Genomic DNA, 24,102 nt, shown 5'->3' with positions numbered 1-24,102 from the left:
CGTGTCGAACTTCTTGCGTTGCTTTGCCATGTACTTTTCCTCAGTTGATGGATTATCCACCCATTGAGGTGTCCGGCAAAATTAGACCACAGCAGATCGCCAGGTCAGAATCTTCTTCGGCATAGAGAGCGACCGCTTCATGTTCTTGAACTATACGGCTGCCATCCTCTGCGACGACTTCGATGGCTCCTGCCAGCACGTAGAACAACACGGCACGTTTTGCTGCAAGCAGAAAGCGCATCTGAAGCTTCAACCAAACGTCGAAAAAATCGAAAGACTCAACGAGATTGATCGCTGCTGCATGCGCCCCAAATCGCCCTGCCAAAATTCGAACTCGGTTTTCTATTTGGTCATGGCTGTTAGAAATCTCATTCTGCGACAGATGGAAGACCTCTGGTTCCAGATGCTTATGCTTCCCGCTGACATTCACGAAAAACTGCACACCGTGGACGCGCGAGCCAGTGGTCTCAGGCGCTTCATCATGAATAATCCCTGATCCAGATTGCGTCCAGATCAGCTCACCTGGCTTTACGACCAGATCATTCCCCAGCGAATCTCTGCTGCGCAACGCTCCAAGCGAATCTTCCAGCACGTACGAAACAGCCGAAAATCCTGCATGCGGATGCGGCGCGAAGGTCTTGCCACATATTTCGTAGTGTTCGAACCCAACGATCGGATTCGCTATGCCACAAAACTTGAGTAAGTCGAGGCGGTTGCCTAAAAAATTGCTACCTTGCGCGATCCGGACAGCTCGAATGACGGGGGAAAACTTCATAACAGGATGCCTTGGACTATTGGTTAGCTTCAGGGACTAACTATATATTCGCAACGGAATCGCGATAAGATGGCAAAAATAGGATTAACTGGTGCGCATATGCACCAATGAGGACTCTATGGACGATTTCAACGACCTTTACTATTTCGCTGCCGTTATTCGACACAACGGCTTTTCTGCCGCCTCTCGTGCCATTGGTATAGAGAAGACAAAATTGAGCCGACGAGTTGCCGATCTTGAGAAAAAATTAGGCGTCCGGCTATTGCATCGCTCGACACGCAGCATTTCTTTAACTGATGCCGGCGAGCGGTTTTATGCGCAATGTATCAACGCGGTTGAAGGAGCGCAGGCAGCATATGACAGCATGAATAGTCTACGAACCGAACCGGCGGGAATTGTTCGTATGAGCTGTCCAGTAGTGCTTGCACAGAACTACCTCGCGCCGATACTGCCTGGGTACATGGCCAGCCACCCGAAAGTGACAGTCTTTATTGAAGCAACAGATCGGGCAGTTAATCTGATTGAGGAGCGGTTTGATATGGCCCTAGTGGCAGCCCCGGAAGTCGATATGTATTCTGATCTAGTTGCGCAGGAGCTCGGATCGGCCCGTCGGATTCTGGTAGCCAGCCCTAATTTTTTAGAATTGCACGGCCACCCGAATCATCCGGCGGAACTGTCACACTATAAAACGATAGGGCGTATTGCAGATCTTCAGGAAAGCCAAGTCAGATGGCATCTCACTCATGCTACGTCCCCTGCGGTCGATGCACCAATTTCACCAAGTCTCATTTCGAGCGATTCACGAGTCCAGTTGGAGGCAGCTGTTTATGGCATTGGCATTGCTTTATTAGCAGAGCCAATCGTATCGGCAAATGTCCAAAGCGGGGCATTGGAGCATGTTCTACCAGAATGGTCGGCATCCGCCTACATAATCCATCTGGTCTATCCTCCCCCGCGGGGCATGCTGCCGTCGGTCAGAAGCCTCATCGACTATTTGATATTCCATCTTCCCGCAGGCATCCAAGAACGAAGCGTCTAACTCACTGGTTGCACTGTTCCACTTGGATTCGATGCGGCGCGGACGTGATATGACAAAAAACTGCGTAAATAGGCCACCGCCACGACATTTTTAAATTCGCGTCATCGTCAACGCTCTGCGTCCTTCAAATTGAAATATGGCGAGCCAACGGAGGTATTCATAATCGATCGGAAAAAGTATCAAAAATGACGCTACGCAGCCACTGGTTACCTGGCTCCTTGTGATATTTTGCATGCCAGAAAACATTGATGCCGATTTCAGGTAGCGCCACCGGATGGTGCACATACTTGAGCCCAAACGGCGCCAGGCATTCCCTCGCATAGCGCTCCGGTACGGTCGCCACCATGTCGGTGGTAGATAGAATATGTCCAACTGCGACAAAGTGGGGGACAGTAAGCCGCACATTTCTGCGTATCCCTTTGCGTGCGATGGATTCGTCGACCTTGTCGTGCCCCGTCCCGGGCGAAATTACCACGACGTGATCCGCTCGCTCGAATTCTTCTACTGACACCTTTTTTTTGTCCAGCGCATGGCCTTGGCGAAACATGCATACGTAATGTTGCTTGAACAAACGCTGTTGAAAATATCCCGCTTTCAGCTGGGGCAATAATCCAATTGCCAGGTCGACATGCCCAGCCTCCATTTCGTCACGCAAATTGGTCGCGGTGTTACGGACCGTACTGATCGACACTCCAGGTGCGATGCGCGCGACGATATCCATCAGTTTCGGCAAGAAGTAAATCTCGCCTATGTCGGTCATGCCGATGGTGAACTTGCGCGTACTGACGGCGGGCTCGAATGTCGCGCGCTGGTTGAGGGTATTGAGGATTGTACTCAATGCGTAGGCTATCGGCTCCGCCAGTTGCGTCGCAAAGGGCGTTGGTTCCATTCCTCGCGAGGTGCGCAGGAACAGTTCATCTCCCAGCAAACGCCGCAATCTGTTCAGTGCATTGCTGACCGCCGGTTGCGATAACCCCAGTGTTTCTCCCACCGCCGACACGCGCTTTTCCAGAAGAAGCTGGTTGAACACGATCAACAGATTCAGATCGATATCTTTAAGATCCATGGCATACCAATATTCATTTTAGTGATGATATGAATTCACAAAATTCTATATATTAATATTATCCGATTTTTTATACTGCTGCCATACCTCATCAATTCCCCGAGCAAGGCAAGGCAGATCATGGAACTCGTTGTGCAACCGCTAGACCGCACCTTTGTGGTGGAACCAGGTTCAAACCTGTTGGAAACACTGCGTCAGCTCAATGTGCCGCTGTCCTACAGTTGTATGGCTGGTCGCTGCGGTACTTGCCGTTGCAAGGTGCTCGATGGCAATGTTTTTGAGTCGGGGAGGGAAGCCAAGATCACGAATCCGAACGATGGCCGATATGTGCTGGCATGCATGAGCGTGTTGACGGAAAGCTGCACCATAGAAATTCCTGAGCCGGATGAAATCGTCACTCACGCGGCACGCATCATCAAAGCTACGGTAACCGCGATTGAAGAAATGACGCATGACATCAAACGTCTGCGTTTGCGCCCGGCCAAACCCCTAGCGTTTTCACCGGGTCAGTATGCAACCTTACAGTTCACGCCTGAGCATATTCGTCCTTATTCCATGGCTTGCCTGAGCGACGATGAGGAACTGGAATTCCATGTCCGTCTGGTACCCGACGGTCGCGTTACCGGCTATATCGCACAGAACCTGAAAGTGGGCGATCCAGTCCGTGTGAGTGGGCCATTGGGCACCGCCTATCTGCGCATCAAGCATGAAGGACCAATGCTCTGTGTTGCGGGCGGCACGGGCTTGGCGCCGGTACTCTCGATTGTTCGCGGCGCGTTAGCTGCGGGCATGACGAATCAAATCCATGTCTACTTTGGCGTACGTTCTCCGCAAGACATTTACGGAACGCGCTGGCTGTACGATTTGGCGGCCGCCCACAGCAATCTCCACATACACATTGTCGTCGCTACGGGCAATGACAGCCCCGCTGCACGCAATGGGGTGGTAACAGATGCTGTTGCACAGGACTGGCAGACGCTCACCGGGTGGCGAGTCTATCTATGCGGCGCTCCTCCGATGGTCGAGGCTGCAGCCCTGTTGGTCAAACAAAAAGGCGTATTGACAGAGCATGTCTACGCAGATGCTTTTTATGCTAGTGCCAATTAAATCAAGGAGAAAAAGACATGCATGCAGCCGTATCCAACGACGTGCTAGAAGAGCGCAAGCAATACTATCAACGCATCGATAATTACAACCTGACGCCATTGTGGGAAGTATTGGGTGCACTGGTGCCTAAAGCGCCTGTAACGCCTGTTGCTCCTGCTCTCTGGCGCTATGCGGATGTGCGCGATTTTGTCATGGAGGCGGGGCGGCTGATTACGGCTGGCGAAGCCGAACGCCGGGTGTTGGTATTGGAAAACCCGGGCCTGCGTGGTCAATCATCGGTGACGCAATCGCTGTATGCAGGTCTGCAACTGATTTTGCCCGGCGAAGTCGCCCCCGCGCACAGACACACACAATCGGCGTTACGCCTGGTTCTGGATGGTGAGGGGGCATACACCGCGGTGGACGGAGAACGCACCACTATGCACCGCGGCGACTTTATCATCACACCGGCTTGGACCTGGCACGATCATGGGAACCTGGGTGATCAGCCCGTGGTGTGGCTTGATGGTCTGGACATTCCGACGGTGCGTTTTTTCGACGCAGGTTTTGCCGAGCATGGCGCCAGCGCTTCCCAAGCAACATGCCGCGACGAAGGCGACGCGCTTGCGCGCTATGGTAACAACATGCTGCCGGTGGATTTTCATCAAACTTCATCGGAGCCCACCAAGGTATTCATTTATCCGTTCGCTAAAACACGAGAGTCATTACTCGGCATCTCCAAGGGAACTGTCGATCCACACCTCGGCTACAAGTTGCGGTTTGTGAATCCCGCGACCGGTGCTTCGCCGATGCCGACTATAGGCGCTTTTGCCCAACGGCTAGAAGCCGGTTTCGAAACCAGGCCTTACCGCTGCACTGATGGCACGGTATATGTCTGTCTCGAAGGTGAGGGAAGTGCCGAGATCGGCGATCAGACAATCGACTTTATCCAAAACGATGTTTTCGTCGTGCCACCCTGGCATACGCTGCGCCTGCGAGCGAAGCACGACACGATTTTGTTCAGCTATTCAGATCGTCCCATTCAACAAGTCCTCGGCTTGTGGCGCGAAGAGAAAATTTAACCAACTATTTGGAGATTCATCATGGAATATGCAGTTACCCCGGCACCTATTTACACACTGAGCGTGGCAGGTCAAAGCACAGCGTTTCCGGTCAATCGAATTTTCTGCGTGGGCCGTAATTATGCGGCGCACGCGCGTGAAATGGGCAAGGATCCGGAGCGTGAAGCACCGTTCTTCTTTATGAAGCCGGCTTGCGCGGCTGTCGCTGCGGATGAAGCAGGCATCACCATCGCTTACCCGCCGAAGACAAACAATTTTCATCATGAAATAGAACTGGTGGTCGCGATTGGCACAGGCGGTGCGAACATTTCGATCGAGCATGCCTTGCAACACGTGTACGGCTACGCTGTTGGCCTCGATATGACGCGTCGCGACCTTCAACTTGACGCGCGCGATAAGGGACGTCCTTGGGAGTTCGGTAAATCGTTCGCGCAGTCCGCGCCCATCGGTCCGCTGCATCGCGCGGCCGACATCGGTCATCCGACCACGGCAGCGATTTCCCTGACAGTCAATGATGCGTCACGGCAATCGTCTGATATCGACCAACTGATCTGGTCAGTGGCTGAGGCCATATCTTACCTGTCAGAGTATGAAGTGCTGGAACCGGGCGACATCATCATGACGGGCACGCCGGCAGGCGTCAACGCTGTCAATCCGGGCGACGTCATGCGCGGCGCGATTACTGGATTGGGTCAGATTGTCGTGCGCGTGGCGCAATGATGGTGCGCCCACATATACACCGATAACAAGGAGAGAGACATGGGTGATATTCCTGTCGTGTTCCAGAAAAATCCGGCTTGGGAAGAAAAAGGATCAAGCCGTATTCCGTTTTGGGCTTATACCGACGAATCGATATACAAGAAGGAACTTGAGCGCTTCTTTTATCACGGCCACTGGTGCTATGTTGGCCTAGAAGCCGAAATCCCGAATCACGGCGACTTCAAAAGGACTGTCGTGGGCGAACGCTCCGTGATTATGACGCGCGCCCAGGACGATAGCATTCACGTTGTTGAGAATGTGTGCGCACACCGCGGTATGCAATTCTGCCGCGAGCGTCATGGCAACAAGAAAGAACTGGTGTGCCCCTACCATCAGTGGAATTACACCCTGAAGGGCGATCTCCAGGGTGTCCCGTTTCGCCGTGGCGTGAAGCAGGATGGTAAGGTCAATGGCGGCATGCCGAAAGAATTCAAGACGGAAGAGCACAGCTTGAACAAACTTAAGGTTGCTACCAGAGGTGGTGTTGTGTTCGCATCTTTCGACCATGACGTGCAAAGTCTTGAGGACTACCTGGGGCCGGATATTCTTGCTTATTTCGACCGGCTGTTTAGCGGACGAAAACTGCATATTCTGGGCTACAACCGCCAGCGTATTCCGGGTAACTGGAAGCTGATGCAGGAAAACATCAAGGATCCCTATCATCCGGGTCTTCTGCATACCTGGTTCGTCACTTATGGTTTGTGGCGCGCTGACAATAAGTCCGAGCTGAAAATGGATAGCGAGTTCCGCCATGCCGCCATGGTTTCGACCCGTGGCTCTGCGGGCGCGAAGGCGGAAGTTACGGCAGGCGTCACGAGTTTCAAGGAAAGCATGTCAATCAATGACAAACGGCTGCTGGACATCGTAGCCGAGCCATGGTGGGGCGGGCCAACCGCCGTCATGCTGACCATCTTTCCCAGCGTGATTTTCCAGCAGCAGGTCAACAGCGTATCGACGCGACATATCCAGCCGAATGGAAAAGGTTCGTTCGATTTTGTGTGGACACACTTCGGATTCGAGGACGACACGCCTGAAATGACTGAGCGTCGTCTTATTCAGGCGAATTTGTTCGGCCCGGCAGGGTTCGTCTCAGCTGACGACGGCGAGGTCATTGAGCTCTCGCAATGTGGCTTTGAGCAAAAGCCGTTTCACCGAACGCTGGCGGAGCTGGGAGGATACGAATGTGGCAACACCGATCACATGGTGACGGAGACGCTCATTCGCGGCATGTACAACTACTGGCGCAAGGTAATGGAGATTTGATGATGACTGATTCTCAAGCCTATTTCGATCTGATGCGCCTGTATGCGGACTACGCATCGGTGGTAGACGCCGCCGATTGGGATAAGTGGGTCGATTTCTTTACGGAAGAGTGCGAATACAAGGTGCAACCGCGAGAGAATTATGAGCGCGGATTTCCACTGGCGACGCTTTCGCTCCTCAGTCGCGGTATGTTGAAGGATCGAGCCTATGGAATCCGCGAGACGCTGTTCCATGATCCTTATTACCAGCGCCATGTGGTAGGCGTGCCGCTGGTCCTCAAACACGACGGAGACCTGATCGTTTCGGAAGCGAACTACGCGGTGTTCCGGACCAAACTTAGCCAAGACTCGACCGTTTTCAACGTTGGGCGCTATCTGGACCGGGTGCGCATTACGCCCCTGGGATTGAAGTTTGAATCCCGATTGTGCATCTATGACACCGAGATGATTCCCAACTCTATTATTTACCCGATATGAGGTGCGCAATGACTCAAAACTGGATTGACGTGACCGCGCGGGAAACAGTGGCGGAAGACGATGTAGTTGGCATCGACGTAAACGGAAAAGACCTGGCGCTGTATAGCGTTAGCGGTGAAGTGTTCGCTACAGACAATATCTGTACGCATGGACATGCTCGTCTTAGTGATGGGTTTCTTGATGGCTGCGAGATTGAGTGCCCTCTGCATCAAGGCAAGTTCGATATCCGTAATGGCAAGGCATTGTGCGAACCGGTAAACGAAGATATTCGTAGTTATCCCGTCAAGATACAAGACGGGAGAGTCTTTGTTGATCTAGGTTCTTTCCCCACGAGCTAGTTGTAAATTGCTGAATAATTATTTTAATAAAATAGGAGACAAGAATGAATTCTCAGAAATGTGTGCCGGCTTTAATGGCAGGGATATTGCTGAGCGCGGCCGCTTTAGCTTCGGCGCAGGTAAAGATCGGTCTGGTGGCGCCACTCTCTGGAAGCCAGGCTATGGTGGGGCAGGATCAGATTGATGGCTTCATGCTCGCAGTTGAACAGCTGGGTAATAAGCTCGGTGGCCAAACGGTCACTATCTTCAAAGAAGACGATCAGCTCAAGCCGGAAATCGGCATCCAGATTACCCGAAAATTTTTGGACAAGGACAAAGTCGACGCGATTGTTGGCCTAGGTTTCTCTAACGTTTTGATGGCGAGCCTGAAGCCCATCGTTGAATCGGGGACGGTGGCAATCGCGACCAATGCCGGGCCATCACCTATTGCCGGTGCTTCTTGTGCGCCCAATGTCTTTTCGGTTGCCTGGCAGAACGATGGGGCGGCCGAGGCGACAGGGAAATACATACAGGATAAGGGCCACAAAAGCGTGTATCTCATGGCGCCCAACTATCAAGCAGGCAAAGACATGCTGGCTGGATTCAAGCGCTTCTACAAAGGCCAGATTGTCGATGAGGTGTATACGCAAGTTGGGCAGAGCGACTATTCGGCAGAAATCGCACAGTTGCAAGCCAGCACCCCCGCTGCCGTGTTTGCTTTCTATCCCGGCGGCATGGGCGTCAACTATATCAAGCAACTCAGTCAGGCCGGACTGCTTGGAAAATTCCCAAATTATTCTGTGTTTACCGTAGACGGTACCACCATGCCGGCCTTACGCGATGCAGCTGTTGGCACCCTGTCGGGAGCGATGTGGGATGCCGCGCTGGACAATCCGGAAAACAGGAAATTTGTCGCTGCATTCGAAGCAAAGTACAGGCGCACGCCAAGTGAGTACGCTGCAACGGCTTTCGATGCTGCGCAACTTCTTGATGTTGCTATTCGAAAGGTAGCCGGAAGGACGTCGGACAAGAAGGTATTTGCTGCGGCAGTAAAAGCATCGGGACAAGAGTTCAGCTCCGTACGCGGTCCGTTCCGCTTCAACAACAACAATTTTCCTATTCAAAATTATTACGTATTTCAAGTGGCTAAGGAGTCTGGCAAGCCCGCCGTAAAACTGCTTGGGACGCCGCTTCCTGACCATAAGGATGCCTACTATACCAAGTGCCAATTAAAGTGAGGTATAGATCATGGCGTTAAATCTTATTTTTCCTCAGTTATTAAATGGATTGCAATACGGAGTCCTTTTATTTCTACTTGCGGCGGGCCTTACCTTGGTATTTGGCATCATGAGTTTTGTGAACCTGGCGCACGGTTCACTGTATATGATGGGTGCTTATTTTGCCGCAACGGCCTACGGTCTTACTTCGTCCTTCACCTTCGCGATAGTGGCCGCTGTCGGTGGTTGCATAGCATTAGGATTCGTCCTGGAGAAACTTGCCGTATCCCGCTTGTACAGCCGGGATCACTTGGATCATGTGCTGGCAACGTTTGGTATGGTGTTGTTCTTCAATGAGATTGTTCGGATTGTCTGGGGACCTCAGCCTTATTTTCTTCCCGTGCCGCCTTTCCTGGACAGTACTGTAAACCTGTTTGGAATCAGCTATCCCGCATATCGGTTTGCGATCATCGTTGTCGGCTTACTGGTTGCGGTTGGCTCATATCTTCTGATGCACCGAACACGCCTGGGAATGCTGATACGGGCGGGAGCAAGCAATCCGAAGATGATCGGAGCCCTGGGTATCAACATCAAGCTTCTTAATGCACTGCTGTTTAGCCTGGGAGCTGGATTGGCCGGTCTGGCGGGAGTAATGGCCAGTCCTATCCTATCCATTCAGTCGGGTATGGGGGAGCCTGTTCTGATAACGGCGCTTGTGGTCATTGTGATCGGAGGAATCGGCTCGGTGAGCGGCGCGTTTTACGCAGCACTTATTGTCGGAATAGCGGATACCTTAGGACGTGCGTTTCTGCCTATGCTGCTGCGAGAAACGATGAGCCGGGAAATCGCCAATGCAGCTGGTCCGGCGTTGGCATCGATGCTCGTCTATGTACTGATGGCGATCGTACTTGCCATTCGGCCTCAAGGTCTGTTCACGCCATGGAGAAACTAATGTTACGTCCAATATCTTCGTCCAGATTGAGCGTTCTGGTATCTCTGGTGTTGCTCGTGGGTCTCGCGGTCGTTCCGTTTGCAGCCTATTTCATGGGCCAGCCATTCTACGTCAGCTTCTTTGCCCGGATCATTATCTATGGGATTGCCGCCACTGCGCTTAATCTCGCCATTGGTTATGGTGGTCTGGTTAGCCTGGGGCATGCATTATTCTTCGGCTTGGGGGCCTATAGCGTAGCGATCCCGGCTTTTTATGGTATCGATAGTGGCTGGATACATCTGCTACTGTGCATCGCGGTTTGCGCCTTGGTAGGCTTGGTTACCGGGGCAATCAGTCTGCGGACTTCCGGTATTGCGTTCATCATGATTACTCTGGCTTTCGCGCAGATGGGTTACTTCGTGTTTGTGAGCCTCAAGCAATTTGGTGGCGACGATGGCAATACCATTTCTCTGACCAGCAAATTCTTTGGTTCAGATCTTGGCAATTCAAACACGTTATATGCGACCGCGTTAATTACGCTTTGCTTTGCGACATGGTGGATGGCGCGCATGCGCGTTGCACCGTTTGGCATGGTACTGCGTGGCGCCAGACAAAATGCGCGTCGAATCAATGCAGTTGGCCTACCCAGCAAGCAGTATCAATTGTCTGCCTATGTGTTTTCAGGCGTTTTATGCGGCATAGCTGGTTTGCTGTTTGCGAATCTAAACGCTTTTGCATCGCCAAGCAGTATGTCATGGACCGTTTCTGGAGACTTGATTGTCATGGTGGTTCTGGGCGGAATAGGCACTGTCTTCGGACCGTTACTTGGTGCGTTGGCGTTTCTTGGATTGGAAGAAGTCCTGAAAATGTTTACCGAGCACTGGATGGTAATTTTCGGCCCAGTCATCGTCTTGGTGGCGCTGCTGGGGAAAACAGGAATTGTGGGTCTTCTTCAAATGTTGGATGGTCGGCAGGGGTTGCACAATGATGCAGGTGAACACTTAGTAAGTAGTTCTATGCAGGTGCAGGCACACGGCGCAGGAGATCAATGATGAAGACAAGCCTGCTTCGCACCGAGTCGTTGGTCAAACGTTACGGCGGGATTCTGGTCACGGATGGTGTTTCGCTGGATATCCGGCCGGGCGAACTCCACGCGATTATCGGCCCAAACGGGGCCGGAAAAACGACTCTCATTAATCAGTTGTCCGGCGAACTTCTATCGAATGATGGCAAGGTTATATTTTCCGATATAGATGTGACTGCATTGCCTATTCATCGGCGTGCACAAATGGGCTTGTTACGTTCCTATCAGATCACTTCCATCTTTGAGGAGTTCACGGTACAGGAAAATGCAGTGCTTTCTGCAATGGGCGCAAAGGAACACGCGTTCCGTTTCTGGCAACCTATGTTGCAGCGTAAAGAACTGGTGCGCGCTGCGCATGACGCGCTACAGGCAACAAGTCTGATATGTCGGAAAAATGTACCGGCAAAGGATCTTGGCTATGGTGAGCGGCGACAGCTTGAATTGGCTATGGCATTAGCCGCACAGCCAAAATTTCTTCTGCTCGATGAGCCGATGGCCGGCATGAGCGTCCAGGAATCCGACGCGGTCGTGTCTTTGCTAAAGAGATTGAAAGGACGCTACTCAATTTTGCTGATTGAGCACGACATGGATGCCGTGTTTGCGCTAGCAGACCGGATTACTGTCCTTGTTTACGGCAAGGTGATGTTCAGCGGAACGCCTGAAGAGATCAGAAATCACCCTGAGGTGAGAGCCGTGTATCTCGGTGAAGAAGAAATATAAGTTTCAAGGAGATATTCATGAGTACATTACTTACAGTAACCGATCTGCAAGCATCTTACGGACATGCGCAAGCGCTTTTTGGCGTGTCTTTTGAGGTCAAGGCTGGGGAGGTGGTTACCCTTCTCGGTCGTAATGGCATGGGGCGTTCCACGATTATTAAATGTCTTTTTGGCTTGCTTCCTGTCAAAGCGGGTTCCATCGCCTTCTCCGGCAAATCTATTCACAATTTTCCTTCGCATAGCATTGCCCGATTGGGCTTGGGCCTGGTACCCGAGGGCCGCCAGATATTTCCCACTCTTTCGGTCGAGGAAAATTTGATAGCTACCGCGCGCGTTCGATGCAATACGAAAGATAGTCTTGAGAAGTGGACTCTGGATCGCGTCTACAGCTTCTTTCCACGTCTTAAGGAAAGGCGCAGCAACCAGGGCTGGCAGCTGTCTGGCGGAGAACAGCAAATGCTGGCGATCGGTCGCGCACTCATGACTAACCCGCAGTTGTTGGTACTTGATGAGGCGACGGAGGGCTTGGCGCCGCTGATTCGTGCCGAAATATGGGATGTATTGAGTACTTTGAAGAACGAAGGTTTATCGCAGATTGTCATCGACAAAAACGTTGGAGCCTTACTGAAATTCGCTGATCGCCATTATGTGATGGAAAAAGGGAAAGTGGTCTGGAACGGAAGTTCCAGCGCTTTGCGCGCAGAGGCGAACATTATTCATCAATATCTTGGAGTCTAAGATGGAAGAAAACAGGAAAGACGAGCGTGTCTTGCACAATTATTTCCGTAGCTCATCGTCATACCGTGTGCGTATTGCGCTGAATCTGAAAGGGTTGCCCTTTGAGTATGCGGCAGTACATCTCAACCGTAACGGTGGTGAGCAGTTTCAAACTGAGTTCAAAACATTGAACCCACAAGGATTGGTCCCCGTTCTCAGGGATCAGGGTCTGAACGTCAGTCAGTCCCTCGCCATTCTAGAATATCTTGAAGAAAAGTATCCCCATCCGCCATTGCTCCCACAAGCTATTGAAGATCGGGCCTATGTGCGTCAGTTGGCTTTGGCGATAGCTTGTGAGATTCATCCGATAAGTAATCTACGCGTTCTCAAATTTCTCACGGGGACTTTGGGTCTATCGGAAGAATCCAAGGGCATGTGGGTTAAGCACTGGACAGAAATTGGCCTCTCGGCCTTGGAATCGGAACTGGCACATTCAACAAAACGAGGAAGATATTGTTTCGGCGATGTGCCAACAATTGCGGATTGCTGCTTGGTTCCACAGCTGTTTAATGCACGACGCTTTGCCATTGATTTAAGTCAGTATCCAACTCTGACGACCATTGACGCAGCGTGTCAAGAATTGTCTGAGTTTCAGAGAGCTCATCCTCAATGCCAACCTGATAGTGAATGATCTGTATGCCGTAATCTTCCGGTTTTTTTTGAATTTGCGTGATTTTTTTTGCGTTGTTTTTTCTGCGTCAACGTCACATGAAAGCCAATGAAAATCGCCATAATTTTTCAGGACGTTGTTGAATAGATTGAACTGTCGGCGAAAAGAAGGTACGCATTCGAGCGGCTCACCTGGCGCCACGTCACGTCGATTGCAGTAACGAGTTCGACGAAGAAATAGAACAATGAATACGAAACGCAGGTTAATTTTTTGCGTCTCTCGGCATACGTCGAGAAAGCAACAATAAGGAGACAGCACTTAAAACACTGAATGCCAAAAAAAAAGCATGACTACAAAACTCGTTTGTAAACAATCAGGAGACAGGATGATGAAAAAATTAGTATTGAGTGCAGCAGCGGTTTCAACATTGCTTTGTTCGACGATGGTCCTAGCGCAATCGCAAGTAATGGTATATGGGATCGTCGATACTGGCGTCGCATATGTAACTCACGCCAACGCGGCGGGTGACTCGGTGGTTAAAATGCCGTCGCTGACCGGATCACTCCCATCTCGCATCGGCTTCAAGGGCAGCGAGGATCTAGGTGGGGGGGTGCAGGCATTGTTCGTTTTGGAAAGTGGTTTCACGACCGACTCTGGAGGCATGGGGCAGGGTAATCGCTTGTTCGGACGCCAATCATATGTAGGGCTGAAGAATTTCTATGGTGCCTTCACGTTGGGACGTATTCTCAACATGACTTATCTCTCAGTGCTTAAAGCAGACGTAATAGGACCAAATATTTTCTCCATCAACAGCCTGGATCTCTATTTGCCTAATGCCCGTAGCGACAATGCAATTGGCTACCTCGGCACATTCTCAAATGTTACGCTTGGCGCGACCTATAGCTTTGGACGCGATGTCTCTGCTGCCGGCGGCCCGTCAGCCACAGGCTGCCCTGGAGAAATCGCCGGAAATTCGAAAGCTTGTCGTCAGATGACCGGCTTGGTTGGGTATGACACCACATCGTTCGGTATAACAACGGCCTACGATATTCTTTATGGCGGACCTGGCGCCGCTGCAGGCCTGACTAGCAGCAACTTCAATGATCAGCGTATTTCCCTTAATGGGTATTTCATGCTGGGTCAGACCAAGATTGGCGCCGGTCTGGTTGATCGTAAAATAAAAACCGCTAGCGACACGCATTCCAATCTGTATTTCCTCGGCGCTAGTTATCCATTTTCCGCTACTTGGGTGCTGGATGCCCAGATTTCGCGCTTGAGTGTTAAAAATACTGACAAAGTCTCAACCCTGGCGGTGGCGCGCGTAACTTATAACCTGTCGAAACGCACAGCGTTGTATACATCGCTTGGCTATATTCGGAATGCAGGCTCGGCCGCGGTCTCACTGGATGCAGGAGGAACCGTCGGCGTCGGATTGAATCAGGTTGGTGTCATGAGCGGCATTCGCCACGCGTTCTAAGAAAGCACAAGGTCAGGGCGCTTTGGTCCGTGCCCGTCCCTCCGGATATTTGGATCCGGAGGGACGAATCAAAGGATATATAGCCCCGGCGAAATGCTGTCGATCAAAGCCGCGGTACCGGCAATTCCTGAGAGCTTTTCAAGCTAACCGGTAAAAACTCTTCTTCCATGTGGACCGCTGCTTAACAGGGAACGTATTCAAGTGATCAAACTGGTTGCTGCAAAAGATATTTTGGTACACGACGCGAGATGTCCAGGTAAAGGCCTGATCGATAGATACAAAATTCGACACTATTCACCGCGCCGACTCTATGTGGAGTGCACAGGCGATAGTACAATTAAGGATTATACAATGAGTTGCCAACGCATTTTTCTCAAGGTTATAGCTTTAATTTCATTGGGCACAAATATGGCACAAGCAAGCGCAACACCTATCGCTCCGGCGATAGATGCTTCGGAGTTCAAACTGAATGTTGTATCGATCGAGAAGTTCACATTTAAAGGCAAAGAGGCATTCGAAGTAGCAATGCCTCGTGATGCCTATCAGGATCCAGAGAAAGAGGTCCTTACTGATCGAGCAAATTTAGCCTGGATTCCTATCGATTTTCACAACGGCACTATCGAAGTCGATGTGGCCGCTGTACTCGCCCGCGATGCTCCGAACTATGCCAGAGGCTTCATTGGCCTGGGATTCAGGATAGATTCCAACTTAAGCTTTGAAGGAATCTATCTACGTCCAGCCAACAGCCGCTCAGACGATCAGGTACGGCGCAATCACTCCGTTCAGTATTTCGCTTTACCAGGCTATGGCTTCGAACGTCTTCGCAAAGACGCTCCTGAAAAATACGAGTCCTACGTAGATATCGAGCTCGGCGAATGGAGCCACATGAAAATTGAGGTACATGACTGCGATGCAAAACTATATGTGAACCGCGCTAAACAGCCGTCTCTTGTTGTTCACGACCTTAAGCTAGGCCCAGAGCATAAAGGGGGCGTTGGCTTTTGGATTGACTCAGGCACTCTCGGTTATTTTAGAAATTTGAAAGTCACCTCTGAGTAGAAGTGATGTCAAGGCATCTTGCCTAGGCTCGCATCTAAAACATCGAGCGAGCGCAACGGAATATGAACGCACGTGTTGATGTATGTTTTTTACGCGTTTATAGAAAAAATTGTTGATTTGCGTTCATTCTTGATCTGTCTTCAGGCGCAGATTTGTATCTGGGTCAGTACCATGATAACTAGAAAAATGGATATCTGACTCACTTTAATGAGGGGCCGCACGTTAATTTGATCCTCGCGTGGGGAAAATTTTCATGCAAACGAATAGGTTCTAGGCATGCTAAGTTTGTCGGCCGCACTCATAAAGCTGCCGGTCTCCAAAGCAGAAACAAACGCTTGCATTGCATCCAGCCGATCCGTTGCTTATCCTTTGTTCCGAATTTTGGGATAAATAATCACATATAACACCGTTTATCGCATTCTTGCAAATGTGTAGCATAGGGTTGCGTATACAGGCCTCAAGGCTAAGCGTTCTAGTGGCGAATTTCGGTTGAATGAAGATGAAAATGAAGATGAAACGCTTGTTTGTCTTAGTCAGTTTCGCCGGTGTATCGGTGTTCGTTTGCGCGTTGGCCGTGGCACTGTGGCCGAGCACCACGCGCTCACTGCTCCCGGCGCCGCCGAATGATTTGCCGAACCTCGTCGAAAAGGGGCGTTATCTTGCCCGTGCCGGCGATTGCATAGCCTGTCACACCGCACGGGCTGGCGTACCATTCGCCGGCGGGCTGCCGCTGACATCGCCGATCGGTGCGATCTACAGCACTAACATTACACCTGATCGAGACAGCGGCATCGGCGCGTATTCGCTCGATGACTTCGATCGCGCGGTGCGTCATGGCATCCGTGCCGACGGCGATTCGTTATACCCCGCAATGCCTTATCCGTCGTACGCACACATGAGTGACGACGACATACGCGCGATGTATGCCTTCTTCATGCACGGCGTGGCACCGGTCAAGGCGCATCCGCATCCGCGCGGTATCGCCTGGCCGCTGTCGATACGTTGGCCGATGGCGCTGTGGCGCAAGGCGTTCGCGCCGCAGCCCGATGCTGTAGCGCTCGATCCGCATCATTATGCTGACGTCTCGATAGCTCGCGGTGCCTATTTGGTTCAGGGATTGGGCCACTGCGGTAGTTGTCACACGCCGCGCACGCCGACGATGCAGGAGAAGGCGCTGAACGAGTCCAGCGCCGAATACCTGGCCGGCGGGCCAATAGTTGACGGCTGGGTGGCTGTCAGCCTGCGTGGCAATCCAGCCGACGGGCTCGGTGCATGGTCGGCAGCTGATATCGTTGCGACCTTGCGCAGCTCACGCAACGCTTCACATGCAGTGGTGGGGGGGGCAATGAACGAGGTCGTCGTGCACAGTACTCAATACTTGAGCGACAATGATCTTGAGGCGATCGCTGGCTACCTGAAAACGTTCGCGCCGTCGACGCATTCGCCTTCGTCGTTCAAGGCCGATCCAACCACAGCTAAGGCCTTGTGGCAAGGCATCAACGCGACGCGCAGCGCCGAACTCTACGTTGACAATTGCGCGGGCTGTCATCGTAGCGACGGGCTCGGCTATGCGCAGGTATTTCCACGCTTAGCCGGCAACTCCACCTTGCTGGCGGAAGACCCGAGTTCGGTGATCCGCTTGATCCTCGACGGTAGCAAATTGCCCGCCACTCGCACCGCGCCATCGGAGCTCGGTATGCCCGGCTTCGGTTGGCGGTTATCGGACGACGAAGTGGCGCAACTCGCGAGTTTCGTACGCCAGAGTTGGGGCAACCATGCTCCGGGCGTGCAATTCGCGCAGGTCAAGACAATTCGTGACTCAATCCAGCAAGAGCGGTCTGCGCAGGCAGCCGACGCGCGGTGACGACCGCCTCATGCATTCATACAGGAGTAAGCTCGTGACTGCACCAGACTCATCGGAAACGCCCTCGAGGCGTCAGTTTTTCAAGGGATTGGGAGCGGCAACTCTCGCTACCGTTGTACTTCCCGGCTGCGACATTCGCTCGGCGACGCCTGCGCAGAATGGGGCCGGGAGTACCTATGTACCGCAATTCTTCACGCCTGACGAATGGACCTTCATCAACGTGGCCAGCGCGCGACTGATCCCTAGTGATGCGCTAGGTCTCGGGGCTGTAGAGGCCGGCGTGCCCGAGTATATTGACCGGCAGATGGGTACGTCCTGGGCAGTCGGCGCGCTATGGTACATGCAGGGCCCCTTCAACGCCGACGCGCCAGACACGATGGGTTATCAGTATCAGCTCACGCCGCAGCAGATCTATCGCCTGGGCATTGCCGCCGCCAATGGCTTCGTTCAGAAGACGCAAGGTAAACTGTTTGCACAGATGTCAACGGACACGCAAGATGCAGCGCTTCACGCAATCGAATCGGGTCAGGCGATATTCGAATCCGTTCCGGCCAAGCTGTTCTTCTCGCTATTGCTGCAAAATGTGCGCGAAGGTTTTTTTGCCGATCCGGTACACGGTGGGAACCGTGGCCTCGCGGGTTGGAAGCTGATCGGGTTTCCTGGTGCGCGCGCCGACTTCATGGACTGGGTTGAGCGCGATGTGAAGTACCCGCTGTTGCCGGTGGCCATGAGCGGGAAGCGAGATTGAGTATGACTGACAAAAAAACAAGCAACAATGCGATGAGCAAGGTCGACGTGGTGATCGTCGGCTTCGGCTGGACCGGCGCGATCATGGCCAAGGAGTTGACCGAAGCCGGTTTGAATGTGGTCGCGCTCGAGCGCGGCCCGATGCAGGATACTGCGACTGACGGTATTTACCCCAAGGTACTGGACGAGCTTACGTATAGCATCCGCCGTAAATTGTTCCAGGACGTGTCGCGTGAGACCGTAACGGTCCGCCATGGCATGAGCGACACAGCGCTGCCTTACCGTCAGTTGGGGGCATTCCTGCCTGGAACTGGCGTCGGCGGGGCAGGATTGCATTGGTCGGGTGTGCATTTCCGCGTCGACCCCGTCGAGCTGCGTCTGCGCAGCCACTATGAAGAACGCTACGGCAAGAAGTTCATTCCCGAGGGTATGACGATCCAGGACTTCGGCGTTAGCTACGAGGAGCTCGAGCCGCATTTCGACTTCGCAGAGAAGGTGTTCGGTACGTCCGGTACCGCGTGGACCGTGGCCGGCAAGAATGTGGGCGAAGGCAAGGGTGGCAACCCCTATGCGGCCGACCGCTCGAATGACTTTCCGTTGCCCGCGCAGAAGCGTACGGTGTCGGCGCAACGCTTCGGTGATGCTGCCGCGAAACTGGGCTACCACCCTTACAATCTGCCTTCGGCCAACGCCTCCGGGCCTTACACCAATCCTTATGGCTGCCAGATGGGACCGTGCAACTTCTGTGGCTATTGCAGCGGATACGTTTGCTACAACTACTCGAAGGCATCACCCAACGTCAACGTCCTGCCGGCGCTGCGCCAACTACCGAACTTCGAGCTGCGCACGCACGCACACGTGCTTCGGGTGAATCTTGCTGTTGATCGCCGTAGCGCCACCGGCGTGACATACGTCGATGCGCAGGGGCGCGAGGTAGAGCAATCGGCGGACATTGTCATCATTGCTGCCTTTCAGTTTAACAACGTGCGGCTGATGCTGCTGTCGGGCATCGGTACGCCTTACGATCCCGCGACTGGCACAGGCACGGTAGGTCGCAACTTCGCCTACCAGAACATGGCGTCGATCAAAGCGTTCTTCGACAAGGATGTGCACGCCAATCCCTTCATCGGCGCTGGCGGAAACGGTGTAGCGATCGACGATTTCAACGCCGACAACTTCGACCACGGCCCGTTGGGCTTTGTCGGCGGCTCACCAATGTGGGTCAATCAGGCCGGTGTCAAGCCGATTAGCGGCATCGCGTTGCCCGAAGGCGTGCCCGGCTGGGGTAGTGCGTGGAAGCAGGCCGTCGCCGACAACTACACACACACGATGTCGATGGATGCGCACGGCGCGCACATGAGCTACCGCGACAACTACCTGAGTCTGGACCCGACCTACAAGGACGCGTGGGGTCTTCCGCTGTTGCGTATGACCTTCGATTGGAAGGATAACGATATCCGCATGACACGCTTCATGGCGCGGAAGATGCACGCCATCGCTGATGCGATGGGCCCAAAGGCCGTGCGTGTGTTCGTCAAGAATTTTGGCGAGCATTTCGACACGGTGGGTTATCAGACCACTCACCTCAACGGAGGCGCGATCATGGGCACCGATCCGCGTACTAGCGCGGTCAACCGATATCTCCAAAGCTGGGACGTGCACAACGTATTCGTGCTCGGGGCATCGGCCTTTCCGCAAGGGCTAGGTTACAACCCCACCGGCCTGGTCGCGGCACTAACCTACTGGTCGGCCAAAGCGATTCGCGAACGTTATCTGAAGCAGCCGGGTGCTCTGGCTTAGGCGGTTGCTGCTTTGAACTTCCAAACAGCCGTACTTGACCACCCGCCTCTCCATTAGGCTTGTGGGTGACGCGTAGCCTGGTACTCGGAAGCTTCCCTCCATGTCAGGTTCATAGGGATGGTGTTCGGTGTCATCGTTATTTTCGTATTGTTTTCTACCACCGTGCGTGCGATTTTTTTATCCTCACTCTCTGACGCGGGATAGAAGTAAAAATGAGGAAATGAAGTAACCGAGTTAAAGTTGATCGAGATACGGATTACGGAGACAATTCGAAGAAATGATTGGACCGGCGGCCGGCACGAATCCGACGGGCGTAAAAGGCGTATATCGGAACGCTACAAGGAGTGGATTATGGGAGTCGGCCTACCTGACCGCCACAGATTTCTACTTGGTAGTAGATCACCCAGAGTTATGACGAATCGGATTTTGGTAATTTACTATCCAAGCCATGGTATGAGTTGGTTTGGATGCCGCAGTGAGCTAAAACAATCTAAGAAATTGTTTTAAATTCAATTTATTAAGAAAATTTTGGTTTGGTTTTAAGAGCTTCCGGCCAGCCTCCCCAATAAATATGATGGATTTTTTTCTTGGCATCTATGTAGGCAGTCCTTGCATTTTTAAGGTCTTTTTTACATACATCGCATGTTATAAGGCATTCACATAAAGCACTTGTTTCGCTGATTGATAGACATCGTGACTCCCTGATTACTTGGATTGCCGACTAGAGACCATACCTAGTACGGTCCCGGCGCTCGTGTTATTGGTTCAACTCTCATCGAATCGATGCAGCATGGACGATCTCGGTCATTTCCGCGCGCACTCTGGCTGCGTTAGCCCGTTCGACGTGCCTCTTCATTGCGGCCGGATCGTCATTCATATGCGGCAAAAGCAGGGCGGTCACCGAAGCGGGATCCAGGGTCGGTTGAGGTTTGTCGCGTTCAAATGCGCGAAGGACGTTGACGAGGTCCGCAGCCACCAGCACATTTGTCGGACCGTCGACGATTTTTACATCGTTGCCCTTTATAGCGACCAAAGGAATGAGCTCGCAGGGGAGGGCGGCTTGGTGCTGCAATACGCGAGTCGCATTCTTGACCTGCTTTGGCGCATTACGCATGTCCGTATCACCATAGGGAGATGAAATCTTCCAGGTGGGAGAATCGGCTCCCGCTGATAGGCTGCCGGATTTGCATTTCGTCTCAATCACAAAAACGTTTCGCTCGGTGATCAGCAAGTGGTCGACCTCCACGGAAAATTCATTGGGCGTGTGCTCGTTAAAGACAAACAATTTGCCATGAAGGGAGCGGGATACAGGTAATTCCTTCTTACGACAATCTTCAATGAGTTTTTGCACATAACGTTCGGCAGCGATCCCCGCCATTTTTTTCTGAATTGCCGGATCCTTGGAATATTTCTCCATCCAATGCAGGATATTGAAGAGTAGTCCGCAAGGGAAAGCGGCGCAGAGCGCAAGTATGTAGACCATGAACTGATCAACGTGCGTGGGGGTGACAGAGAGTTTTTTTGCGGTGACAAAAAGCACGACCAAAAACAAAATGTCTGCCAGCCATTTCATGGGGACGTAGAGCCATTTCATCGATGACCTGTTCCTTTGCTTGCAGAATTGACCCTATCCAACTGATCCAGGCGCCACTGTCGCGCAAAGGCGGCAACCCGGTCGTAGGATCCCTCAAAGCCTAGCGCACATAGATCGGCATGGATCTGTTTCAAGCTGCGGCGCTGCTTTCGAGATTTGGTCGCTTCGGTTTTAAGCCAGGATGAAAGTTTGAAGGCGTACTGATCAAGAGCACTCGGAGTGCGTCGATCCCTATAAGCCGGCTCTATGATTTCAGAGCGCAGATAACGTCTGACGGTGTTTCTGGAGATGCCTAAGCGCCTGGCGATCTCCCTCAAGGAGACCTGGTCACGAAGGTGCCAGCGTCGAATAATGCCTAATAATGCCACGTCGATCACTCCAATCTCCCACTCACTATATTGAGTGGGATTGTGGTCTATACGTGGGTCACCCATTAGCCGCTCCTTGTAAAGGGTACGAATTTAATACTCGCGATGTTCTGCGATAGGTTGATTCAATCGCGCCATCGCTGCTGCGCGCGGTAGCTGAATTCGTGCCCTTTGCTTCGTAGTGTGGTTGCGTGAATCGCACCAGTCACCCATATGGAGCAAGTGGATGCGTTATTGCATTGCTCCACCCTGGCAGTACAGCTGCCCCAGAAGCATCTCGGTACCGTCTTACGTCCAAATGGTGGGCAATTCTATGGCTACCGCTTGGCGGTTCCAGACCCTGGTGGCTCGCAATCCGGACGACTCATTTCCTCAGAACAGACAACAATGGCAGACGGCGCAGTATCCAATCAATTTTGATGGTTCAAAGCCCAACCCACTTACTGGCTTACTGGCCGTTGCCAATCTTACGTAAAGCAACGCTCTATCGAGAATTGCTCTCCAGTTTTTAACATATGGAAACAGGCGCGTGCCAGTTTATGCGCTACTGCCTTGATGGCAACGATACCGTTCCGCTTGGCTTTCTTGCGTTGATAGAATTTGCGCGCCGGCTCGCAATAACGAATGGCAAAGTTGGCGGCCTCGACATACGCCCAAGCCAGATAGCGATTGCCGTTCTTGGTATTGCCTTCACCTTTCTTTTTACCATTTGAGACATGAATGCTGCCGACACAGCGACAATACGATGCATAGTTGCCGACATCGGCGAAACGCTCGATGCTTCCGGTTTCAAGAAGAATGACCGAGGCCAATATCGGACCGATACCGGACACGGACTTGAGCAGTCGATATCCAGGATTGCTGCGACAGTGAACAGCTAGTACTTTCTCGATGCCGTCGATCTGCGTTTGCAACGCCTGCAGTACGGCTACGTTAGCCTTCATGCCGATGGCCTCGACTGCACCTATCGCCATCTTGTCGATGGCTGCATCGGTCAATTGTTTAACGTCGTTGCTGGTAATGCGGCCACCGGTTTGCTGTTCCAGACAGGTTTCTATCGAAAGGATTTGGACGGTACGTTGCTGCACCAATTGCATGCGCTTGCGCGCCAGGTCGCGAACCGCTCGCATCGACCGCGGCATGATATGACCTTCCGGAAGCAACCCAAGACGCAGAATGTGTGCCAGATGCCTGGCATCCGATTCATCGCCTCGATGTTTGAGCCCATCGTATTGTTTGATCGCAGTGGTGTTGGCAAGGTGCAGCGAATAGCCTGCCTCGATCAGGCCATCGACGAGCCAATACCAATTGCAGGTTGACTCTACGACAACCCCGAATAGCTTGGATTGATACGGACCGAGTGCAGAGCAAATCTCAGTCAGATTATTGGGCAAGCGCCTGGAATACAGCACCCTATCGTCGTCATCGCTGATGACGACGAAACAGTTGTTCGAATGGAGGTCTATGCCGCAAAATAACATGCCGTTCTCCTTGATAAAGTTGGGTTCGCACCGTTACTTTATCGCTCGGCGTTTGCCGAGGGGAGGACGGCTAGATGATTATCGTGCGACACGAAGTCGCTTGTGGAAGTTGTTCCCACTTCAACGGAGGGAACCACCAGTGTCACCTGGTGAATCTAGGGGCCTGCTGTGGTCTAATTTTGCCGGACACCTCAATGGGTGGATAATCCATCAACTGAGGAAAAGTACATGGCAAAGCAACGCAAGAAGTTCGACACGAGTCTGAAGCTGGAAGTCGTGCGCATGATCAAAGAACAGGGCCTGAGCGTCCAGCATGTCAGCGAAAGTATGAACATAGGGCCGACGGCGATCCGTCGTTGGGTTACGCAGTACAGCGCCGAACAGAACGGCCAGGCAGGGATTGGTTTGCCGCTCACGTCAGAGCAACAACGCATACGACAATTGGAACTCGAGAATCGCCAACTTCGCCAGGATGTAGATATTTTAAAAAAAGCATCGGCCTTCTTTGCCC

The 24,102-nt window shown here is 52.4% G+C and carries 23 protein-coding genes and 1 pseudogene; 19 read left to right on the top strand and 5 right to left on the bottom strand.

The features are described from left to right. Positions 1-52: 52 nt before the first annotated feature. Positions 53-775: a pirin family protein gene (locus BM029_RS23820; protein ID WP_092440332.1), complete on the bottom strand. Its 723-nt coding sequence runs from the start codon at positions 773-775 to the stop codon at positions 53-55. Positions 776-893: 118 nt separating this feature from the next. Between BM029_RS23820 and BM029_RS23815 the strand changes: the two genes are divergently transcribed. Beyond that, positions 894-1,814, top strand: a complete 921-nt coding sequence (locus BM029_RS23815; RefSeq protein ID WP_092440330.1) for a LysR substrate-binding domain-containing protein — start codon at positions 894-896, stop codon at positions 1,812-1,814. A 157-nt stretch (positions 1,815-1,971) separates the two neighbouring features. On the opposite strand, the gene BM029_RS23810 is transcribed toward BM029_RS23815, so the two are convergent. Beyond that, a complete protein-coding gene (locus BM029_RS23810) occupies positions 1,972-2,880 on the bottom strand; it encodes a LysR family transcriptional regulator (protein ID WP_092440328.1) in 909 nt (302 codons plus the stop codon). A 120-nt stretch (positions 2,881-3,000) separates the two neighbouring features. On the opposite strand from BM029_RS23810, the gene BM029_RS23805 reads away from it, so the two are divergent. The 17 genes from BM029_RS23805 (at position 3,001) to BM029_RS23725 (ending at position 20,148) form a co-directional block, all read left to right on the top strand. Then, the gene (locus BM029_RS23805) at positions 3,001-3,987 is read left to right on the top strand and encodes a 2Fe-2S iron-sulfur cluster-binding protein (RefSeq protein WP_092440326.1); all 987 of its coding nucleotides are present in this window, start codon (positions 3,001-3,003) and stop codon (positions 3,985-3,987) included. A gap of 17 nt (positions 3,988-4,004) precedes the next feature. Then, positions 4,005-5,048 (top strand): gentisate 1,2-dioxygenase, encoded by a 1,044-nt coding sequence (gene gtdA, locus BM029_RS23800; RefSeq protein ID WP_092440324.1) that lies wholly within the window; start codon positions 4,005-4,007, stop codon positions 5,046-5,048. Positions 5,049-5,069: 21 nt separating this feature from the next. Beyond that, complete coding sequence (locus tag BM029_RS23795; protein ID WP_092440322.1) at positions 5,070-5,768, top strand: fumarylacetoacetate hydrolase family protein; 699 nt, start codon at positions 5,070-5,072, stop codon at positions 5,766-5,768. 39 nt (positions 5,769-5,807) lie between these two features. Next, entirely contained in the window at positions 5,808-7,070 is a 1,263-nt protein-coding gene (locus BM029_RS23790; protein WP_092440320.1) for an aromatic ring-hydroxylating dioxygenase subunit alpha, read from the top strand. A gap of 2 nt (positions 7,071-7,072) precedes the next feature. Next, positions 7,073-7,546, top strand: coding sequence for an aromatic-ring-hydroxylating dioxygenase subunit beta (locus BM029_RS23785; RefSeq protein WP_092440340.1), 474 nt, complete (start codon positions 7,073-7,075; stop codon positions 7,544-7,546). Between the two features lie 8 nt (positions 7,547-7,554). After that, the gene (locus BM029_RS23780) at positions 7,555-7,884 is read left to right on the top strand and encodes a non-heme iron oxygenase ferredoxin subunit (RefSeq protein ID WP_092440318.1); all 330 of its coding nucleotides are present in this window, start codon (positions 7,555-7,557) and stop codon (positions 7,882-7,884) included. A 44-nt stretch (positions 7,885-7,928) separates the two neighbouring features. Then, the gene (locus BM029_RS23775) at positions 7,929-9,101 is read left to right on the top strand and encodes an ABC transporter substrate-binding protein (protein WP_092440316.1); all 1,173 of its coding nucleotides are present in this window, start codon (positions 7,929-7,931) and stop codon (positions 9,099-9,101) included. A 10-nt stretch (positions 9,102-9,111) separates the two neighbouring features. Next, positions 9,112-10,032 carry a branched-chain amino acid ABC transporter permease gene (locus BM029_RS23770; RefSeq protein ID WP_092440314.1) on the top strand — a complete coding sequence of 307 codons (921 nt, stop codon included), beginning with the start codon at positions 9,112-9,114 and terminating at the stop codon, positions 10,030-10,032. Beyond that, positions 10,032-11,063, top strand: a complete 1,032-nt coding sequence (locus BM029_RS23765; protein ID WP_244545200.1) for a branched-chain amino acid ABC transporter permease — start codon at positions 10,032-10,034, stop codon at positions 11,061-11,063. Before BM029_RS23770 ends, BM029_RS23765 begins: the two co-directional genes overlap by 1 nt. Continuing rightward, entirely contained in the window at positions 11,063-11,815 is a 753-nt protein-coding gene (locus BM029_RS23760; protein WP_092440311.1) for an ABC transporter ATP-binding protein, read from the top strand. The genes BM029_RS23765 and BM029_RS23760 overlap by 1 nt, the downstream gene beginning before the upstream one ends. A 17-nt stretch (positions 11,816-11,832) precedes the next feature. After that, positions 11,833-12,552: an ABC transporter ATP-binding protein gene (locus BM029_RS23755; RefSeq protein ID WP_092440309.1), complete on the top strand. Its 720-nt coding sequence runs from the start codon at positions 11,833-11,835 to the stop codon at positions 12,550-12,552. Between the two features lies 1 nt (position 12,553). Next, entirely contained in the window at positions 12,554-13,222 is a 669-nt protein-coding gene (maiA, locus tag BM029_RS23750) for a maleylacetoacetate isomerase (protein ID WP_092440307.1), read from the top strand. A 364-nt stretch (positions 13,223-13,586) separates the two neighbouring features. Continuing rightward, positions 13,587-14,678, top strand: a complete 1,092-nt coding sequence (locus BM029_RS23745; protein ID WP_092440305.1) for a porin — start codon at positions 13,587-13,589, stop codon at positions 14,676-14,678. Between the two features lie 351 nt (positions 14,679-15,029). After that, a complete protein-coding gene (locus BM029_RS23740) occupies positions 15,030-15,737 on the top strand; it encodes a DUF1080 domain-containing protein (RefSeq protein ID WP_244545199.1) in 708 nt (235 codons plus the stop codon). Positions 15,738-16,242: 505 nt separating this feature from the next. Next, the gene (locus BM029_RS23735; protein ID WP_092440336.1) at positions 16,243-17,601 is read left to right on the top strand and encodes a cytochrome c; all 1,359 of its coding nucleotides are present in this window, start codon (positions 16,243-16,245) and stop codon (positions 17,599-17,601) included. A gap of 10 nt (positions 17,602-17,611) precedes the next feature. Continuing rightward, positions 17,612-18,349 (top strand): gluconate 2-dehydrogenase subunit 3 family protein, encoded by a 738-nt coding sequence (locus BM029_RS23730; RefSeq protein ID WP_092440303.1) that lies wholly within the window; start codon positions 17,612-17,614, stop codon positions 18,347-18,349. Between the two features lie 2 nt (positions 18,350-18,351). Next, positions 18,352-20,148, top strand: coding sequence for a GMC family oxidoreductase (locus BM029_RS23725; RefSeq protein WP_244545198.1), 1,797 nt, complete (start codon positions 18,352-18,354; stop codon positions 20,146-20,148). Positions 20,149-20,920: 772 nt separating this feature from the next. On the opposite strand, the gene BM029_RS23720 is transcribed toward BM029_RS23725, so the two are convergent. From BM029_RS23720 to BM029_RS23710, 3 genes and pseudogenes are all read right to left on the bottom strand, one after another. Next, on the bottom strand, positions 20,921-21,742 hold the full coding sequence (locus BM029_RS23720) for a nuclease-related domain-containing protein (protein ID WP_092440301.1): 822 nt from the start codon (positions 21,740-21,742) through the stop codon (positions 20,921-20,923). Positions 21,743-21,750: 8 nt separating this feature from the next. Next, positions 21,751-22,119: pseudogene (locus BM029_RS23715) on the bottom strand (helix-turn-helix domain-containing protein); the annotation flags it as partial. A gap of 458 nt (positions 22,120-22,577) precedes the next feature. Beyond that, positions 22,578-23,591 carry an IS110 family RNA-guided transposase gene (locus BM029_RS23710; protein WP_092440299.1) on the bottom strand — a complete coding sequence of 338 codons (1,014 nt, stop codon included), beginning with the start codon at positions 23,589-23,591 and terminating at the stop codon, positions 22,578-22,580. A gap of 228 nt (positions 23,592-23,819) precedes the next feature. Between BM029_RS23710 and BM029_RS23705 the strand changes: the two genes are divergently transcribed. Continuing rightward, positions 23,820-24,102 (top strand): transposase (locus tag BM029_RS23705; RefSeq protein WP_139217331.1); only part of this gene is annotated, 283 nt, incomplete at its 3' end.

The organism is Collimonas sp. OK607 (assembly GCF_900111995.1).
Taxonomy (GTDB): domain Bacteria; phylum Pseudomonadota; class Gammaproteobacteria; order Burkholderiales; family Burkholderiaceae_D; genus Collimonas.
Note: the sequence above shows the minus strand (reverse complement) of the source record. Positions and strands in the feature narration are given on the sequence as shown.

Coding starts and splice junctions, on each gene's coding strand:
- BM029_RS23815 (WP_092440330.1), top strand. CDS start 894: ATGGACGATTTCAACGACCTTTACTATTTCGCTGCCGTTATTCGACAC.
- BM029_RS23780 (WP_092440318.1), top strand. CDS start 7,555: ATGACTCAAAACTGGATTGACGTGACCGCGCGGGAAACAGTGGCGGAA.
- gtdA (WP_092440324.1), top strand. CDS start 4,005: ATGCATGCAGCCGTATCCAACGACGTGCTAGAAGAGCGCAAGCAATAC.
- BM029_RS23770 (WP_092440314.1), top strand. CDS start 9,112: ATGGCGTTAAATCTTATTTTTCCTCAGTTATTAAATGGATTGCAATAC.
- BM029_RS23730 (WP_092440303.1), top strand. CDS start 17,612: ATGCATTCATACAGGAGTAAGCTCGTGACTGCACCAGACTCATCGGAA.
- BM029_RS23785 (WP_092440340.1), top strand. CDS start 7,073: ATGACTGATTCTCAAGCCTATTTCGATCTGATGCGCCTGTATGCGGAC.
- BM029_RS23810 (WP_092440328.1), bottom strand. CDS start 2,880: ATGGATCTTAAAGATATCGATCTGAATCTGTTGATCGTGTTCAACCAG.
- BM029_RS23745 (WP_092440305.1), top strand. CDS start 13,587: ATGATGAAAAAATTAGTATTGAGTGCAGCAGCGGTTTCAACATTGCTT.
- BM029_RS23790 (WP_092440320.1), top strand. CDS start 5,808: ATGGGTGATATTCCTGTCGTGTTCCAGAAAAATCCGGCTTGGGAAGAA.
- BM029_RS23765 (WP_244545200.1), top strand. CDS start 10,032: ATGTTACGTCCAATATCTTCGTCCAGATTGAGCGTTCTGGTATCTCTG.
- BM029_RS23710 (WP_092440299.1), bottom strand. CDS start 23,591: ATGTTATTTTGCGGCATAGACCTCCATTCGAACAACTGTTTCGTCGTC.
- BM029_RS23755 (WP_092440309.1), top strand. CDS start 11,833: ATGAGTACATTACTTACAGTAACCGATCTGCAAGCATCTTACGGACAT.
- BM029_RS23760 (WP_092440311.1), top strand. CDS start 11,063: ATGAAGACAAGCCTGCTTCGCACCGAGTCGTTGGTCAAACGTTACGGC.
- BM029_RS23720 (WP_092440301.1), bottom strand. CDS start 21,742: ATGAAATGGCTCTACGTCCCCATGAAATGGCTGGCAGACATTTTGTTT.
- BM029_RS23735 (WP_092440336.1), top strand. CDS start 16,243: ATGAAGATGAAACGCTTGTTTGTCTTAGTCAGTTTCGCCGGTGTATCG.
- BM029_RS23740 (WP_244545199.1), top strand. CDS start 15,030: ATGAGTTGCCAACGCATTTTTCTCAAGGTTATAGCTTTAATTTCATTG.
- maiA (WP_092440307.1), top strand. CDS start 12,554: ATGGAAGAAAACAGGAAAGACGAGCGTGTCTTGCACAATTATTTCCGT.
- BM029_RS23775 (WP_092440316.1), top strand. CDS start 7,929: ATGAATTCTCAGAAATGTGTGCCGGCTTTAATGGCAGGGATATTGCTG.
- BM029_RS23725 (WP_244545198.1), top strand. CDS start 18,352: ATGACTGACAAAAAAACAAGCAACAATGCGATGAGCAAGGTCGACGTG.
- BM029_RS23795 (WP_092440322.1), top strand. CDS start 5,070: ATGGAATATGCAGTTACCCCGGCACCTATTTACACACTGAGCGTGGCA.
- BM029_RS23820 (WP_092440332.1), bottom strand. CDS start 775: ATGAAGTTTTCCCCCGTCATTCGAGCTGTCCGGATCGCGCAAGGTAGC.
- BM029_RS23805 (WP_092440326.1), top strand. CDS start 3,001: ATGGAACTCGTTGTGCAACCGCTAGACCGCACCTTTGTGGTGGAACCA.